Here is a 14,382-nt window from a genome sequence, read left to right as displayed (position 1 = left end):
AAAATGCAGGCTGAAAAATGGTTACGAGCAATCGTAGCCATTTTTTATTCTGGCCCGATCCCGGCAATTGTTTTCGTCTTATTTGAAAATTGACAATGTCCCATTCCCTGCATCACCAATTTTTGCGTTTCGCCGCCGTCGGCGCTTCCGGCACGGCCGTGCAATACAGCGTGCTGTGGGGCGGCGTGGAATGGGCCGGCATCAATGCCGCCGCCGCGTCCGGCATCGGCTACATCCTCGGTTCCGTCGTCAACTACCTCCTTAATTACTTTTTCACGTTCAAGAGCGACAAGGGCCATGGCGAGGCTGCCAGCAAGTATTTCACCCTGCTGGGCATCGGCTGGTGCATCAATACGGGCCTGATGTGGCTGCTGGTACACCAGCTGGGCTGGTATTACTGGCTGGCGCAGGTGCTGGCGACGGGAATCGGGCTGGTCTGGAATTTCGCGGGCAGCCGCTGGTGGGCCTTCAAGCCGGCGGGCGCAGCGGGAAAGTAGTCATTTCGTCATAAAAAGAGGCGCACTGGCCACACGCAGGCGCCCGGTTTTACCAAAACAAGGGGTTAATCATGCAGTTCCTGGAACGCTATTTCAAACTGAAGGACAACGGAACCAATGTGCGCACGGAGCTGCTGGCCGGCCTGACCACGTTCCTGACGATGGCCTACATCATCTTCGTCAACCCGTCCATCCTCGGCGACGCGGGCATGCCGAAAGACTCCGTTTTTGTTGCCACCTGCCTGGCGGCCGCCATCGGCACCCTGATCATGGGTCTGTACGCGAACTATCCGATCGCGCTGGCGCCGGGCATGGGCTTGAATGCGTATTTCTCGTACACGGTGGTCAAGGGCATGGGCATGAGCTGGGAAGTGGCGCTGGGCGCCGTCTTCATTTCCGGCTGCCTGTTCATCCTGGTCAGCCTGTTCAAGGTGCGCGAGATGATCATCAACAGCATCCCGCCCGCGCTGCGCACGGCCATTACCGTCGGTATCGGCCTGTTCCTGGCGATCATTTCCCTGAAAAGCGCCGGCGTGGTGGTGTCGAACCCGGCCACCATCATCGCGCTGGGCGACTTGCACCAGGCGGCGCCCATCCTGGCCATCCTCGGCTTTTTCATCATCGTCGCGCTGGACCGCCTGAAAGTGCCGGGCGCCATCCTGATCGGCATCCTCACCATCACCGTTGCCAGCTTCTTCTTTGGCGGCAACCAGTTCAACGGCATCGTTTCGACGCCGCCCGCCATCGAGCCGACCTTGTTCAAGCTCGACATCATGGGCGCGTTGTCGATCGGCATCGTTAACGTGGTGCTGGTATTTTTCCTGGTGGAATTATTCGATGCGACGGGCACCCTGATGGGCGTGGCCAACCGTGCTGGCTTGTTAAAAGACGGCAAGATGGAACGCATGAACAAGGCCTTGCTGGCCGACAGCACGGCGATCGCGGCAGGCGCCTGCCTGGGTACGTCCAGCACCACGGCCTTCGTGGAAAGTGCTGCCGGCGTGCAAGCGGGCGGCCGCACGGGCTTGACGGCCGTGGCCGTTGCATTGTTGTTCCTGGGCAGCCTGTTCTTCGCCCCGCTGGCGCACACGGTGCCGCCGTACGCGACGGCGCCGGCGCTGCTGTACGTGGCGTGTCTGATGCTGCGCGAACTGACTTTCATCGACTGGGATGACAGCACGGAAAGCATTCCTGCCGCTATCACAGCCTTGATGATGCCATTTACGTATTCCGTGGCCAGCGGCGTTGCGTTCGGCTTCATCACCTATGCGGTATTGAAACTGTTGACGGGCAAGGGCAAGCAAGTGTCCGTGGTGGCTTACATCATCGCCGCCATCTTCCTGTTCAAGTTTATCTACCTGGGCGAATAGCGGGGAGGGCAGGGCCGGAGCCGCGCGTCCGGTACTGCTATCGAAAAAGCGGCAATCGCAAAAAGGCCGCCCGTGCATCCGCATCGGCGGCCTTTTTTGATGACGGGGCCTACATCAGCAGCGCGGCCACCAGGTCTTTCCTGTCGTCGCCGGCGCTGCCGTCGAAGCGCAAGGCCGCTTCCACGTGCGACAGGTGCTCGACCATCAGACGCGCCGCCAGGTCCGCGTCGCCGTTGCGCGCCGCCTCGAGAAAGCGGCCGTGTTCGTCGTACGAGCAGGCGGCGGCGTGGCCGGACTGGTACAGCATGGTGATGAGCGAGCTGCGGCCCACCAGTTCGCGCACGATGTCGCGCAGGACGGCGTTGCCGGCGATATCGGCCAGCAAGACGTGGAAGTCGCCCAGCAGTTGCGAACGCAGCGGCGTCGCTTGCGCCAGCGCCAGGCGTTCCGCCTTCAGGTGGCGCTCCAGCATCCGGTAATCGGCAGGCTTGGCCCGCGCGACGAATTCGCGCGCCAGGGCCGCTTCGATGACGCGCCGCGCGGCAAAGATGTCGCGCGCCTCCGCCTCGGTCGGCTGGCTGACGAAGGCGCCCTTGTCGGGCACCATGCGGATCAATTTATCTTTTGAAAGTATGAGCAGGGCGGCGCGGATCTTGGTGCGGCTGACGCCATACAGCCGGCACAGCGCCTCTTCGCGCAGCCGGGTGCCGGGCGGCAATTGGCGCGCCACGATGGCGGCCGCCATATGCTCGGCAATTTCCGCCGAGCTGTCGCCGCTGCCGGGTTTGTCCACCAGGGTTGCGCTTGATTCTGTCATGTCGGGTGAGAGCAGTAAGCCAGGGGCAAGGTGAGCTTGCAAGCGCATGTCCGCGCGGCGGCGTGGTTGACGCCCCGTTGCCGGCATGCCGTTGTGCGCCTTCCATATCGGCAAGGCATGGCTATTCTACTATCTTGCGTGGCACCGCGCAGACGGGCGCAGCCATCCGGCGAGGCTGGCTCGCCGGTAGCCTGTTTTGCTGCTCATGCAGCATCCATGTCGTAACGACTGGACATGGGAAATTTTGACGTATATAATTCGGCCTCCTTTCCCTGATAGCTCAGTTGGTAGAGCGACGGACTGTTAATCCGCAGGTCCCTGGTTCGAGTCCAGGTCGGGGAGCCAGAACAAGCAGCAGCAAAGGGCCACGTGGCAACACGTGGCCCTTTTGTTATGCGCGCACGGTTTTCCGTTCACGCTGGCCATGCCGTGTTAGCGCGTGCGCGACGCCGGCCCGCTGGTGGCAGGGGGCGCGCAACGTTTCCCGGATCAGGGATCGACAAACACGTCGAAACGCACCTTGAGCGGGCTGCCCCACGAGATTTCCACCCAGGCCCGGAAGCCGCCGTTGTATGGCGCAATGTTGTACACGGCCATGCGGGCGGCGCCAATGAAACGGTCCTGGGCAGTGGCGCCGTATTCGCTGATGTTGAGGAAGACGCGCGAATTGGCTTTCACGTTGGCATTGGCGAAGTTGACCGAAGGATGCACGCCGTTGGCCGTCCACGTGTAGTAGGTGGTGAAGGCGGCGGGGCTCAGGTTCAAGTCCTGCGCGGCCGCGCCTTTGGCGCTTTGGCCTTCCTGTTCCATCGGCAGCTCGGTTTCTTCCAGTGTCAGGTTGCTGCCGGTGCGATGTTCTACTTTCATTTCCATGATGTACTCCTGATCGATAGTTTGGACGCCGCGCCTGTCGTCGTGCGGCAAGACGCCCTATCTGTTGCCGTGACGGCCAGTGTCACGTCCTGGCTGATAAGGTAGCCGCCTGCTCCATGCTGTGGGAGTAAGCTATTCTAGGCAAACGCGCGGGCAAAAAGGGGGCGGCGCCACCGGAAAAACGGCGCTCGCTTGTGCTGGCGCAAACACCTTGCAGGCAAACGGCAAGATCTTTTCCCGCAGGCTATTTTTGCGGGGCGCCACGCATGCCGCGCAGGACAATGGCACAATAGGTCCAGCCGACCTGCCGATGCGGAACCCGTTGCGAGCCTAGCCCATGCCGATACTGAACCTGAGTGCCGAAACCGATATCTATTACGAATTGATCGAAGGCGACCCCGCCAAGCCCTGCCTGGTGTTCCTGCACGAGGGACTCGGTTGCTGTGCGATGTGGAAAGACTTCCCTGCGCAGCTATGCCAGGCGACGGGGTGCCGCGGCTTGCTGTACGACCGCCACGGCTATGGGCAGTCGTCGCCGCTGGCGGCGCGCCGGCAGCTCCATTATTTGCACGACTATGCGCTGTGCGAGCTGCCGCAAGTGCTGGCGGCACTGCTGCCGGGACAGGATCATTTTCTCGTCGGCCATTCCGATGGCGGCAGCATCGCCCTGATCTATGCTGCGCAGCAACCACCCCGCTTGCGCGGCATCATCACCGAAGCGGCGCACGTGTTTGTCGAGGGCATCACGCTCGAGGGCATCCGCGTGGCGGACGCGGCGTTTGGCGCGGGCAAGCTGCGCGCGCTGGCGAAATACCATGGCGACAAGACGGAGACCATCTTCAAGGCCTGGTCGGATACTTGGCTCAGCTATGGTTTCCAGTTCTGGAACATCGAGTACCTGCTGCCTTCCGTCGAATGCCCGGCGCTGGTGGTGCAGGGCAGCGAGGACCAGTACGGCAGCGCGGCCCAGGTCGACACGATCGTGGCGCAGGCGCTCAACGCCGTGCCCGCCATGGTCGAGCAGTGCGGCCATACGCCGCACCAGGAGCAGCCGCAGGCATTGCTGGCGCTGATGGAAGGCTTTTTGCAAGGCCGCATGGACGCGGCCACGCATCCGAGACACACATGAGTTCCTCAATGGCAGGCGGGATCGCTGTCCCAGCGGCCCGAACAGATGCGCGAGCGGCACAGCATGCCTTCGATCAAGCCCAGCTGCTTGCAGCGCCGTAACAGTTCCGCCGTTTCCTGCTCCTGCTCTTGTTCCTGTTTCTGCCTGCGCAGCACCACGTCGCGCACGGGCGCCGCCGTGCCTTCTTGCCGGTGCGCATGGGCCACCATCGCCGTCAGCAAGGCGACGTCGCTGTCGCCGGGCACGGCAGCGGGCCTCGCTCCCTGCGGCCGCGCGGCCGCCTGGCGCACGGGCGGCGGCGTCTTGCGCGGCGCGCTTGCTGTCGTGGCGGCCATCGCAGGCAAGGGCGGTGCCGCCGTATTGACGATGGTGGCCGCCTGCGCCGCCTGTGGCGGCACCGTTGGCGCCGGCACTGCGGGCGGCGCCATGGCCGTGACGGGCGCTGCCGGCCGGGGCCGCGGCAAGACCTCCGTGTCGTAGGCAAACACGGCCGTGATCAGCACCGCCAGGCACAGCGCGCCAACGGCCCCGTGCCGCCAGCCGGGACGCCAGCGCAGGGCCGGCATGGCTGCGGGCGCGGCGACGCCGTGTTCGAGCTGCGACAGGATGCCCTTGCCTTCGATGCGCGCGCCAGCCGCGCCGGCCTTGCCCAGCAGGTCGGGACCGCGCGCCTGGCCATCCCCGGTTTTCAGTAAAGACAAAATATCACCTCCGCAGTGGATCAAATTCGACTGACCTTGATGTAAACCGCGCTCATGCGGGCCGCGGACGCCTACGATCTAGCGATACCGCCGAGCACGCTGCCCGGCCCCGGCTATTCCCCTTACGGAGCGCCCCATGTTCGTCGCCCTGGTCCTGATGTATTTCTTGCTCGCCTGTTTTGCCTGCTGGCTGCTGCTGTTTCCCGGCGGCCGCGCCATCGTGCTGCACACGCTCGTCAACCTGGGCTGGCGCATGCAGCGGCGCGCGCAGCACTGGAAGGGCGGCAGCGGCGCGCAGTGGCAGCGCGTGCAACGTTACACGGGCTCGGGCATGGCGCGCGCCTGGCAACTGCTGTGGCGGCACCGCTGGCTGAGCCTGGCGGGCAGCGTGCTGGTCATCGTGCCGCCGCTGCTGGCCTGGCTGTCCAGCGACCGCATCGCCCTGCGCGGCTATGCCGACCAGCAACACGTCATCAATGACCAGGTCAGCGACTTGCTGAAAGGCGAGCAGCTGGTGCCGCCGCCGGCCTTGCCGCCGCTGCTGTTTTCCACGGCAGAAGTGACGCAGTTGCGCCCGCTGCTGGGCGGCGCCAGCCGCAACTGGCAATTGCTCGACCACGATTTCGCGCAGCGCCTGCTGCTGGTCTTCAAGATCATGAAGGATGTGCATGGTTACGACATGGTCTTGCTGGAAGGCTATCGCAGTCCCGCGCGCCAGGACCAGCTGGCGGCGGCCGGCCCGAACGTGACGAACGCGAGGGCGTTTCAAAGCTATCACCAGTATGGCCTGGCGGCCGATTGCGCATTCATGCATGAAGGAAAGCTCATCATTTCTGAAAAAAATGCCTGGGCCATGCGCGGCTACCGTCTATATGGCGTGACGGCCGAATCGGTGGGCCTGCGCTGGGGCGGGCGCTGGACCATGATGGATTTCGGCCACACGGAATTGCCGCAACCGCGCGTGCTGGGCAAGTAAGCCGCGCCAGCCATTCTAGCGCCGGGCGGCGGCCGGATTTTCACAGCTGCAAGCTTGCTTGCGCAGCGTCAAGGACACAGCGGCGCCTGCCGCGCGCTGGCGCCTGGTACTTGTCATATGTCAACAAAGGCGCGCCGCATTGCTGTCAGCATGGGCCGACTCCGCCTCGCTGCGCGGCGGCGTTCCTCCTGCTTTGCGACCTTACCCTGGGCTCATCATGCTGCGACGAATCTGGCATTTCCTCACCGACAGCCGCAATCTGACCATCCTTGGCTTCGTGGCGCTGGCCGTGTTCCTGTACCTGGGTGCCGAAGTGCTGGAAGTGGCGCTGATCTGGGCGCTGGCCTTGCTGTTGCTGGCCTTTGTCACCTGGCTGGGCCTGTGGCTGTGGCGCCGGCGCCGCGCGCGGCGCGATGCGCAGGCGCTGGGCCAGGCCATCCTCAACGAGGCCGAGATCGCCGCCGCGCAAGCGGCCTCGGCGTCGACGGCCAGCAGCACGCAGCAGGGCGAACTGGGCGCCGTGCGCACGGGCATGCTGGCCGCCATCGAGACCATCAAGACGTCCAAGCTGGGTATCAAGTCGGGCGCCGCCGCCCTGTATGAATTGCCGTGGTACATGATCATCGGCAATCCGGCCGCCGGCAAGAGCAGCGCCATCCTGCATTCGGGGCTGCAATTTCCCTTCGCCGACGGCAAGATCGTGCAAGGCGTGGGCGGCACGCGCAACTGCGACTGGTTTTTCACCACGGACGGCATCGTGCTCGACACGGCGGGACGCTATTCCGTCGTCGACGAGCACCGCGGCGAGTGGTTCGGCTTTCTCGACCTGCTGAAAAAATACCGGCGCAAGGCGCCCATCAACGGCATCCTCATCGCCGTCAGCATCGCCGAACTGCGCGGCGACCCCGATGTCGGCATGCAACTGGCGCGCAGCCTGCGCAAGCGCGTGCAGGACGTCATCGAACGCCTGGAAGTGTTCGCGCCCCTGTACATCGTGTTTACCAAGGCGGACTTGATCGCCGGCTTCACGGAGTTTTTCGCGGATGCCGAACGCAGCGAGCGCGAACGCGTCTGGGGCGCCACCATGCCCTACCAGCGCAAGTTGCCGACGGCCGACCTGCTGGCGTTCTTCGACCAGGGTTTCGATGAATTGCACGATGGCTTGACGGAGCTGAGCCTGGCCAATATGGCGCACCGGCAACGTAAGACGATGGCGCCCGGCGTCTTCACCTTTCCGCTCGAATTCGCCGCCATCAAGCCGGCCCTGCGCGCCTTCATCGCCACCCTGTTCGAGGAAAACCCGTTCCAGTTCCAGCCCGTGTTCCGCGGCTTTTACTTTACCAGCGCGCTGCAGGAGGGCGAGCCCGTCAGTGCTTCCTCGCAGCAGGTGGCGCGCCGCTTCGACCTGGCTTTCGCGCCGGCCCCGGCCACGGTGCCATCGGGCGCGCGCCAGCATGGCTATTTCCTGCTGGAGCTGTTCCGCAAGGTCATTTTTGCCGACAAGCACCTGGTGGCCAACTATGCCAACCGCGCCAGGCTGCGCTTCAAATATGCCGTGTTCTTTGCCGCCACCGTGTCGCTGGGCGCCTGCCTGGGCGGCTGGAGCTGGTCCTACCTGGGCAACCGGCAACTGGTGGCCAACGTCGAGGCCGATCTGAACAAAGTGGTGAAGCTGCAGGAGCGGCGCCTGGACTTGCAGTCGCGCCTGGAAGCGCTGGAGATCTTGCAGGACCGCATCGAGCAGCTGGAAGCGTACCGCACGCAACGGCCCTGGTCCTTGCGCCTGGGCCTGTACCAGGGCGACTTGCTCGAACGCAAGCTGCGCGAGGAATATTTTTCCGGCGCGCGCGAGGTCATGCTCTCCCCCGTGGCGGGCGCGCTGGAAGCGCTGCTGTTCGAGATGAACGCCAGCGCCGACCAGTTGCAGCCCACGGCGCGCACGCCGCAGACGCCGGCCGCCGCTTCCGCAGCGCCTTCCGCCGCGCCGCGCGGCGTGCAGTACCAGGCGGCCAGCGCGACGAACGTGGAAGATGCCTACAACGCGCTGAAAACCTATCTGATGCTGGCCGATAAATCGCATGCGGAAAGCAGCCACCTGAACGACCAGCTGACGCGCTTCTGGCGCGGCTGGCTGGAGGGGAATCGTGGCGCCATGCCGCGCGAACAGATGATACGCAGCGCCGAGCGGCTGCTGACGTTTTACCTGGCGCAGATCGGCGACCCGTCCTGGCCGCGCATCGAGCCGAAGCTGGCGCTGGTCGACCAGGCGCGCGAAAACCTGCGCCGCGTGGTGCGCGGCATGCCGGCGCGCGAGCGCGTGTATGCGGATGTCAAGGCGCGCGCCTCGACGCGCTTTCCCGGCATGACGGTGGCGCGCATCGTCGGCGAACAGGATCAGTCGCTGCTGGCGGGCAGTCACGCCGTCTCCGGCGCCTTTACGCGCCAGGCGTGGGAAAAATTCGTCGAAGGCGCGTTTCGCGACGCCGCCAACCGCGAGCTGCAAAGCGCCGACTGGGTGCTGAAAAGCGCCTCCACCGACGACCTGACCCTGGAAGGCAGTCCGGAGCAGATCGAGAAAAACCTGGTGGCCATGTACAAGGCGGACTACGCGCGCGAGTGGCAAAAATTCGTGCAGGGCGTCGCCGTCGCCGACCTGAAAGGCTTCGACGGCGCCGTGCAGGCGATGAACCGCCTGGGCGACACGCAGTCGTCGCCGGTCGCCAGACTGCTGACGACGATTTACGAGGAAACCTCGTGGGACAACCCGGCGCTGCAAAATGCCCAGTTGCGCAAGGCCGAGCGGGGCATCGTCGCCTGGTTCAAGGAAACCGTGCTGCGCCGCGCGCCGTCGCCGCTGACGGCCAATCCCGGTCTCAATGCGCAGCTCGACCCGGCCCGCCCGGACAAGCCCATGGGACCCGTGGGCCGCGAATTTGCCGGCGTGGGCAAGCTGGTGGCGGCCAGGGACAACAATGCGTCCCTGATGCGCGCCTACCTGGAAGCGCTGTCGAAACTGCGCAGCCGCTTGAACCAGCTGAAGAATCAGGGCGATCCGGGACCGGGCGCGCGCCAGTTCATGCAGCAGACCCTGGAAGGCAGCGGTTCCGAACTGGCCGACGTCCTGAAACTGGTCGACGAGCAGCTGCTCACGGGGATGAGCGACGCGCAAAAGCAGGCGATCCGTCCCATCCTCGTGCGCCCGCTGATGCAGACGTTTTCCGTCATCGTCGCGCCGGCCGAACTCGATATCAACAAGACCTGGGCGGCGCAAGTGTATGAACCGTTCCAGAAATCGCTGGCGAACAAGTATCCGTTCGCGCCCACGGCGCGCATCGAGGCGAGCAACCTGGAGATCGGCCAGTTCTTCGGCCCCGAAGGCCTGGTGGCGAAATTCGTCACCACCTCCATGGGACCGCTGGTGGTGCGGCGCGGCGACGTGCTGGCGCCGCGCACCTGGGCCGACATGGGCATCAGCCTGTCGCCGCAGGTGGTGGCGCGTTTTCCCGGCTGGATCGCGCCGCTGGGCGCCGGCGGCGTGGCGGCCACGTCGACGGCGGCGCAAACCGTCTTCCAGATCCAGCCGTCGCCCGCGCCGGGCACGCTGGAATACACGGTGGAGATCGACGGCCAGCAGCTACGCTACCGCAACACCCCGGCGCAGTGGACGAACATGGTGCATCCGGGCCCGCAGGGCGCGGCGGGAGGGCAGGGGGCGCGTATCACGGCCGTCACCTTCGACGGGCGCACGGTGGAATTGTTCAACGAACCGGGCCAGTTCGGCTTGAAGCGCATGATCGATGCGGCGGCCAAGAAGCGCAAGGATGGCGACGTGTTCGAACTGCGCTGGGCGCGCGGCGAGGTGGCCGTGGCGGTCGACCTGAAGATCACCAGCAGCGCCGAGACGGCGGGCGCCGGCGCGGGCGGGACTGCGGCGGTGCAGGAGCAGGGCTTTCGCGGCATGCAGCTGCCCGAGACCATCGTCGGCGCGCCCGCTGTTCCTGCCGCGCCCGCGCCGGCGATGGCCGCCGCTCCGGCGGTTGCCGTTGCTGCAGTGGCAGCGGGAGTGACGCCATGATGCGCGCGCAACAGCAGGTGCGCCTCGGTTATTTTGGCAAGATCCCCGCGCGCGGCGATTTCATCAAGGCTTGCGACAATCACGCGCTGGTGCAGCTGCTCGACGACTGGCTGGCGCAGGTCATGACGGCACTGACGGTGGAGCCGCGCTGGAAGCTCAATTACGACGCCTTGCCGCCGCTGCGCTTTGCCTTCGTCGGCACGCGCAGCCGGCGCGCCATCGCCGGGCGCCTGGAAGCGAGCAGCGACCAGTCGCTGCGGCGCTTTCCCTTCATGGCCATGGGTGCGCTGGAAGTCGATGACGCGGAAGCCTTTGTCGCCTGCAGCCCGCTGGTGCTGGCGCCCCTGTGGCAGCGCGTGGAGCAGCTGTCGCAAGGCATCGTGGCCAGCGCCGAACCGTTGCCGGCCCTGCTGGCGCTGGCCGGCAACGTGGTCGACATCGAACCGGCCGCGCCGTGCCACGCGGCGCGCCTGGCCGCCTTTTTGCAGGCGCAGACGCTGCATGGCCTGCAATCGATGCTGGCTTCGCCCGCGTTTCCCGTGACGGTGCGCGAATTGCTGCTGGGCCTGGGCCTGCTGCTGCGGCCCGTGCGCCAGAGCGGCTTGCCGCGCTTGGAGAAAAGCCTGGTGCTGCCGTTGCCGCAGGACGCGCAGCTGCGCGAACTGGTGGCCAGCTTCTGGCTGCACCTGATCGCGCCCTTCCTGCGCCAGGCCGACTTCGAACTGGCGCTGTTCTTTTCCCACCTCGACGAGGCGCCCGTGCTGGTGATCGGCTTTTGCGGCGCCGACCCGCACGGCTTGCGCGCGCTGATCGATCCGCAGGCCGGCTGCGAACGGCTGATCGTCTTCGACCAGCTCGACTGGGTGGAGGAGCAGCTGGGACACGATGCGGCGCTGCGCCAGTTTTCCGCCTGCCTGCAGCAGGAGCAGCTGTCGCTGCGCTCGGCCTGCGCCATGTTTGCCGATACCTTTGCCTGAAGGATTGCGATGAAATCTCCCGTCATTTTCCTGCTGCCGCTGCTGACGCTTGCCGCCACACCTTGCCACGCCCAGGCGCAGGCGCCCCAGACGCCGATGCCGGGGCAGATCCTCGTCACGGGCACCCTGGCCGACGAGGCGGGCAAGGCGGCCGTGCTGGCCCGCCTGCGCGAACTGTATGGCGCCGAGCGCGTGGTCGACCAGATCGCCATCGGCAACGTGGCCGTGCCGGCCAACTGGAACGGCTACGTGCAAAAGCTGATCGCGCCTAACCTGAAGCTCATTTCACGGGGACAGATCAGCATCGACGGCAACAACGTCAGCGTGCGCGGCGAAGTGGCGAACGAGGCGCAGCGCCAGCAGATCGCCAGCGACATCGCCACCAGCCTCAATCCCACCTACATCGTCAACAATGGCTTGCGGGTCAAGGCGGCCGAGGCCGAGCAAGGCTTGCTCGATGCGGCGCTGGACAAGCGCATCATCGAATTCGACAGCGGCAAGGCGTCCATCACGCCGGCCGGCCTGGCCATCCTCGACGAGATGGCGGCCGCCATGCTCAGGCTGCGGGGCCGCAAGGTGGAGGTGATCGGCCACACGGACGACACGGGCCTGCGCGCCAGCAATGTGGCCCTGAGCCAGGCGCGCGCCGAAGCCGTGCGCGCCTACCTGGCTGGCAAGGGTGTCGTCGCCGATACGGTGCTGGTGTCGGGCCAGGGGCCGGACCGCCCCGTGGCCAGCAACGCCACGGCCGATGGCCGGGCGAGAAACCGGCGCATCGAGTTCCGTATTGCGCAATGATCCGCGCGCAATGATCAGGGCAGTGTGATCGTGAGGTGCGCGGGGCGGGGCGCCAGCTTGACCAGGTCCGCATACGCGGCCAGGGTTGTTTGCGTGCCGCGCGTCAGATGCGTTTTCAGGCCCAGGTAGGCGCAGATGGCCAGCAGGGCGAAAAAGCTCGACAGCACCCACAGCGGCACGTCGCTGCCGCGTTTGTTGACCACCTGGTCGGGGCGTTCCGCGCGCGGCGCGAAGCCGCGGCTCTTGCCCTTGATGTGGGCGATTTCATCGCCCAGGCGCGCCGTCAGGTAGCTGAGTTTTTCGCCGCCGTCGATCGCATACTTGCCCTGGAATCCCAGCAACAGGCACATATGGAAGACCTGCAGCGCCTGCACGCGCATGGCGCCCTTGCCGCGCAGGGCGTCGAGGCGGTCGAAAAAATGTTCGCCGGCCAGCTGGTCACCGAAGATCAGCAGCTGCAGCGGGCGCCGCTCCCACTGCTTGCGCAGCGTGAAGGGCGAGGCCAGGATGATTTCATCGACGGCCGCGCAGAATGCATATTTGGCCGCCTCGATATCGTCGCCGTCGGCGCGGATCTTTTTCGCCTCGCGTTCGAAGTCGTCGAGGAAGGCCGTGATGCGGTCCATGAAGCCTTGCTCGTCGCCGGGCGCCGAACCGTGCTTCAGCATGAACAGCATGTAAAAGCCTTCATGCATCAGGTCCAGCAGGGCGCTGCCGGCATGGCGGGCGCCGGCAGGGGCGGGGCCGCGTGGTCCCAGCAGGGAAGGCGCCGCGCGCCGTTCGATGAGCTGGCTCATGCCGTCACCGCGATCAGTTCCAGCTGCAGGTCGCGTATGCCGGCCGGCACGTACACGGAAATCGACTGCGCCTTGAGCATCTGCTCGTACAGCGCGCCGCGGTTTTCAATCGCAAAATAATAGGTGTCGGGCCGCACGGGGATGGCCGCCGGCACTTGCGGCGCATGCGACAATTTCAGGCCGGGCATGGCCGTGAGCACGCATTTTTCCACGTCGTCGGGCGCGCCCACCTTCACGCGCAGCGGCACCACGTCCACCAGTTCGATGGCCGGCATGGCGGCGCGGATCGCCAGGTACAAGGTGGTGTGCTGGTCGATCTTGCCCGAATCGAGCTTGCCCAGGTAGTACGACGGCTGCTCTTCCAGCAGGGCGATGGAAAAATACTTCGACGAGATGACGGTGTCGAGCAGTTCGCGGATGATGCCCTCGAGGGCGTCGAAGCAGGCGCCCGGCTGCGCGTGGTCGTAGGCGGGCAGGCTGGCCAGGGTGTAATGCTTGGAGTAGCTGAGCAGGCCGCCCGCCAGGCCCAGCAGCGCCTCGTACAGGCGCTCCGGATGCAGGGCCGGATGGCGCACGTAATGCATCAGCGCGGCGGCGGCCGTGCTGACCGTGTGCAGCAGCCAGAACGAGGACACGTCGCCGGAGCGGAACTCGATCACGTTGCGGCTCGGTTCCCGGTGGTGGCCGTGCAGCGCGCTCACCTTCGCCTGCAAGGCGTCGAGCAGGTGTTCCAGCACGCCCCGCAGGCGCGGCGCGCCGGCGATCGCCAGGCTGGGCGCCATGAACGAGGGTACGGGCTCGAAGCCGCCCGACACCGTGCGCCGCAGGGCGATCAGCGGCAGGCAGTCGTAGGAGCCGCGCGCCTCGCTGTCGGGAATCAGGCGCACGCTCTTCTTCAGGTAAGCCACGTCGGCCACGGCGGACTCCGTGAACAGGTCGGGAGTGGCGCGCAGCGCGTGCGCAAAGCGCGTGGCCGCCGGCGTGCCTGCCGTTGTCGCCTGCGCCGTGTAATTCATGCCTTCGCCGTTGAGGATGGGCAGCGCCGCGTAATACGTCACTTCCTGCACCGCCGGCGGCAGCGCTTCCAGGTCCACCGGCGGGGGCAGGGTATCGCTGCCCGTTGCGCCGTCGCCCAGCGCCTCGAACACTTCGCCGTCGCGGAAGATCGCCGACAGGGCCTGCAGGCGCAGGGTGCCCGTCTTCAGCGCCGCCAGGTCCCACTCCATGTGCGCCACGCCCCACAGGTAGGGATGCAGCGCGCTGGCCGTGTGATGCAGGCGCGCTTCGTGATATTGATCCTGGCGCTGGAAATGCTGCGGCCGCAGGAACAGGCCCTCTCCCCACAAGATTTTCGCTGCCATGCCCATTGCGT

The 14,382-nt window shown here is 65.8% G+C and carries 12 protein-coding genes and 1 tRNA gene; 8 read left to right on the top strand and 5 right to left on the bottom strand.

Annotated elements, in window-relative coordinates; translation table 11 throughout:
* Positions 1-95: 95 nt before the first annotated feature.
* Positions 96-497 carry a GtrA family protein gene (locus O3298_RS01605; protein WP_099667111.1) on the top strand — a complete coding sequence of 134 codons (402 nt, stop codon included), beginning with the start codon at positions 96-98 and terminating at the stop codon, positions 495-497.
* Positions 498-568: 71 nt separating this feature from the next.
* Positions 569-1,867, top strand: coding sequence for an NCS2 family permease (locus tag O3298_RS01600; protein WP_092606241.1), 1,299 nt, complete (start codon positions 569-571; stop codon positions 1,865-1,867).
* Between the two features lie 109 nt (positions 1,868-1,976).
* Here O3298_RS01600 and O3298_RS01595 read toward each other — a convergent pair whose 3' ends face one another.
* Complete coding sequence (locus tag O3298_RS01595; RefSeq protein WP_305058368.1) at positions 1,977-2,684, bottom strand: GntR family transcriptional regulator; 708 nt, start codon at positions 2,682-2,684, stop codon at positions 1,977-1,979.
* 269 nt (positions 2,685-2,953) lie between these two features.
* Here O3298_RS01595 and O3298_RS01590 point away from each other — a divergent pair.
* Positions 2,954-3,029 (top strand) — tRNA-Asn (locus tag O3298_RS01590).
* Positions 3,030-3,173: 144 nt separating this feature from the next.
* Here the strand turns inward: O3298_RS01590 and O3298_RS01585 are convergent.
* A complete protein-coding gene (locus O3298_RS01585) occupies positions 3,174-3,557 on the bottom strand; it encodes a hypothetical protein (RefSeq protein WP_305058367.1) in 384 nt (127 codons plus the stop codon).
* A gap of 337 nt (positions 3,558-3,894) precedes the next feature.
* Here O3298_RS01585 and O3298_RS01580 point away from each other — a divergent pair, with 337 nt between their 5' ends.
* Complete coding sequence (locus tag O3298_RS01580) at positions 3,895-4,686, top strand: alpha/beta fold hydrolase (protein WP_099667114.1); 792 nt, start codon at positions 3,895-3,897, stop codon at positions 4,684-4,686.
* A 5-nt stretch (positions 4,687-4,691) separates the two neighbouring features.
* Here O3298_RS01580 and O3298_RS01575 read toward each other — a convergent pair whose 3' ends face one another.
* Positions 4,692-5,387, bottom strand: a complete 696-nt coding sequence (locus O3298_RS01575) for a hypothetical protein (protein ID WP_305058366.1) — start codon at positions 5,385-5,387, stop codon at positions 4,692-4,694.
* Positions 5,388-5,523: 136 nt separating this feature from the next.
* On the opposite strand from O3298_RS01575, the gene O3298_RS01570 reads away from it, so the two are divergent.
* The 4 genes from O3298_RS01570 to O3298_RS01555 all read left to right on the top strand — a co-directional run bounded on the left by O3298_RS01570 (position 5,524) and on the right by O3298_RS01555 (position 12,213).
* Positions 5,524-6,363, top strand: coding sequence for a M15 family metallopeptidase (locus O3298_RS01570; protein WP_305058365.1), 840 nt, complete (start codon positions 5,524-5,526; stop codon positions 6,361-6,363).
* Positions 6,364-6,580: 217 nt separating this feature from the next.
* A complete protein-coding gene (gene tssM / locus O3298_RS01565; RefSeq protein ID WP_305058364.1) occupies positions 6,581-10,438 on the top strand; it encodes a type VI secretion system membrane subunit TssM in 3,858 nt (1,285 codons plus the stop codon).
* Complete coding sequence (gene tagF, locus O3298_RS01560) at positions 10,435-11,415, top strand: type VI secretion system-associated protein TagF (protein ID WP_305058363.1); 981 nt, start codon at positions 10,435-10,437, stop codon at positions 11,413-11,415. The genes tssM and tagF overlap by 4 nt, the downstream gene beginning before the upstream one ends.
* A gap of 9 nt (positions 11,416-11,424) precedes the next feature.
* Positions 11,425-12,213, top strand: a complete 789-nt coding sequence (locus O3298_RS01555) for an OmpA family protein (RefSeq protein WP_305058362.1) — start codon at positions 11,425-11,427, stop codon at positions 12,211-12,213.
* A 14-nt stretch (positions 12,214-12,227) separates the two neighbouring features.
* Here the strand turns inward: O3298_RS01555 and icmH are convergent, their stop codons facing one another.
* Together icmH and tssK are read right to left on the bottom strand one after the other, a co-directional pair.
* Positions 12,228-13,010: a type IVB secretion system protein IcmH/DotU gene (icmH, locus tag O3298_RS01550; protein WP_305056234.1), complete on the bottom strand. Its 783-nt coding sequence runs from the start codon at positions 13,008-13,010 to the stop codon at positions 12,228-12,230.
* Complete coding sequence (tssK, locus tag O3298_RS01545) at positions 13,007-14,377, bottom strand: type VI secretion system baseplate subunit TssK (RefSeq protein ID WP_305058361.1); 1,371 nt, start codon at positions 14,375-14,377, stop codon at positions 13,007-13,009. Before tssK ends, icmH begins: the two co-directional genes overlap by 4 nt.
* Positions 14,378-14,382: the final 5 nt, after the last annotated feature.

This window comes from Janthinobacterium sp. SUN137 (genome assembly GCF_030587265.1).
GTDB classification, from domain to species: domain Bacteria; phylum Pseudomonadota; class Gammaproteobacteria; order Burkholderiales; family Burkholderiaceae_D; genus Janthinobacterium; species Janthinobacterium kumbetense.
The sequence above is the reverse complement of the archived record's forward strand: the minus strand, read 5'-3'. Positions and strand labels throughout refer to the sequence as shown.

Bases quoted from the DNA above. Each gene is read 5' to 3' on its own strand.
- O3298_RS01605 (WP_099667111.1), top strand. From the start codon at position 96: ATGTCCCATTCCCTGCATCACCAATTTTTGCGTTTCGCCGCCGTCGGC.
- O3298_RS01600 (WP_092606241.1), top strand. From the start codon at position 569: ATGCAGTTCCTGGAACGCTATTTCAAACTGAAGGACAACGGAACCAAT.
- O3298_RS01595 (WP_305058368.1), bottom strand. From the start codon at position 2,684: ATGACAGAATCAAGCGCAACCCTGGTGGACAAACCCGGCAGCGGCGAC.
- O3298_RS01585 (WP_305058367.1), bottom strand. From the start codon at position 3,557: ATGGAAATGAAAGTAGAACATCGCACCGGCAGCAACCTGACACTGGAA.
- O3298_RS01580 (WP_099667114.1), top strand. From the start codon at position 3,895: ATGCCGATACTGAACCTGAGTGCCGAAACCGATATCTATTACGAATTG.
- O3298_RS01570 (WP_305058365.1), top strand. From the start codon at position 5,524: ATGTTCGTCGCCCTGGTCCTGATGTATTTCTTGCTCGCCTGTTTTGCC.
- tssM (WP_305058364.1), top strand. From the start codon at position 6,581: ATGCTGCGACGAATCTGGCATTTCCTCACCGACAGCCGCAATCTGACC.
- tagF (WP_305058363.1), top strand. From the start codon at position 10,435: ATGATGCGCGCGCAACAGCAGGTGCGCCTCGGTTATTTTGGCAAGATC.
- O3298_RS01555 (WP_305058362.1), top strand. From the start codon at position 11,425: ATGAAATCTCCCGTCATTTTCCTGCTGCCGCTGCTGACGCTTGCCGCC.
- icmH (WP_305056234.1), bottom strand. From the start codon at position 13,010: ATGAGCCAGCTCATCGAACGGCGCGCGGCGCCTTCCCTGCTGGGACCA.
- tssK (WP_305058361.1), bottom strand. From the start codon at position 14,377: ATGGGCATGGCAGCGAAAATCTTGTGGGGAGAGGGCCTGTTCCTGCGG.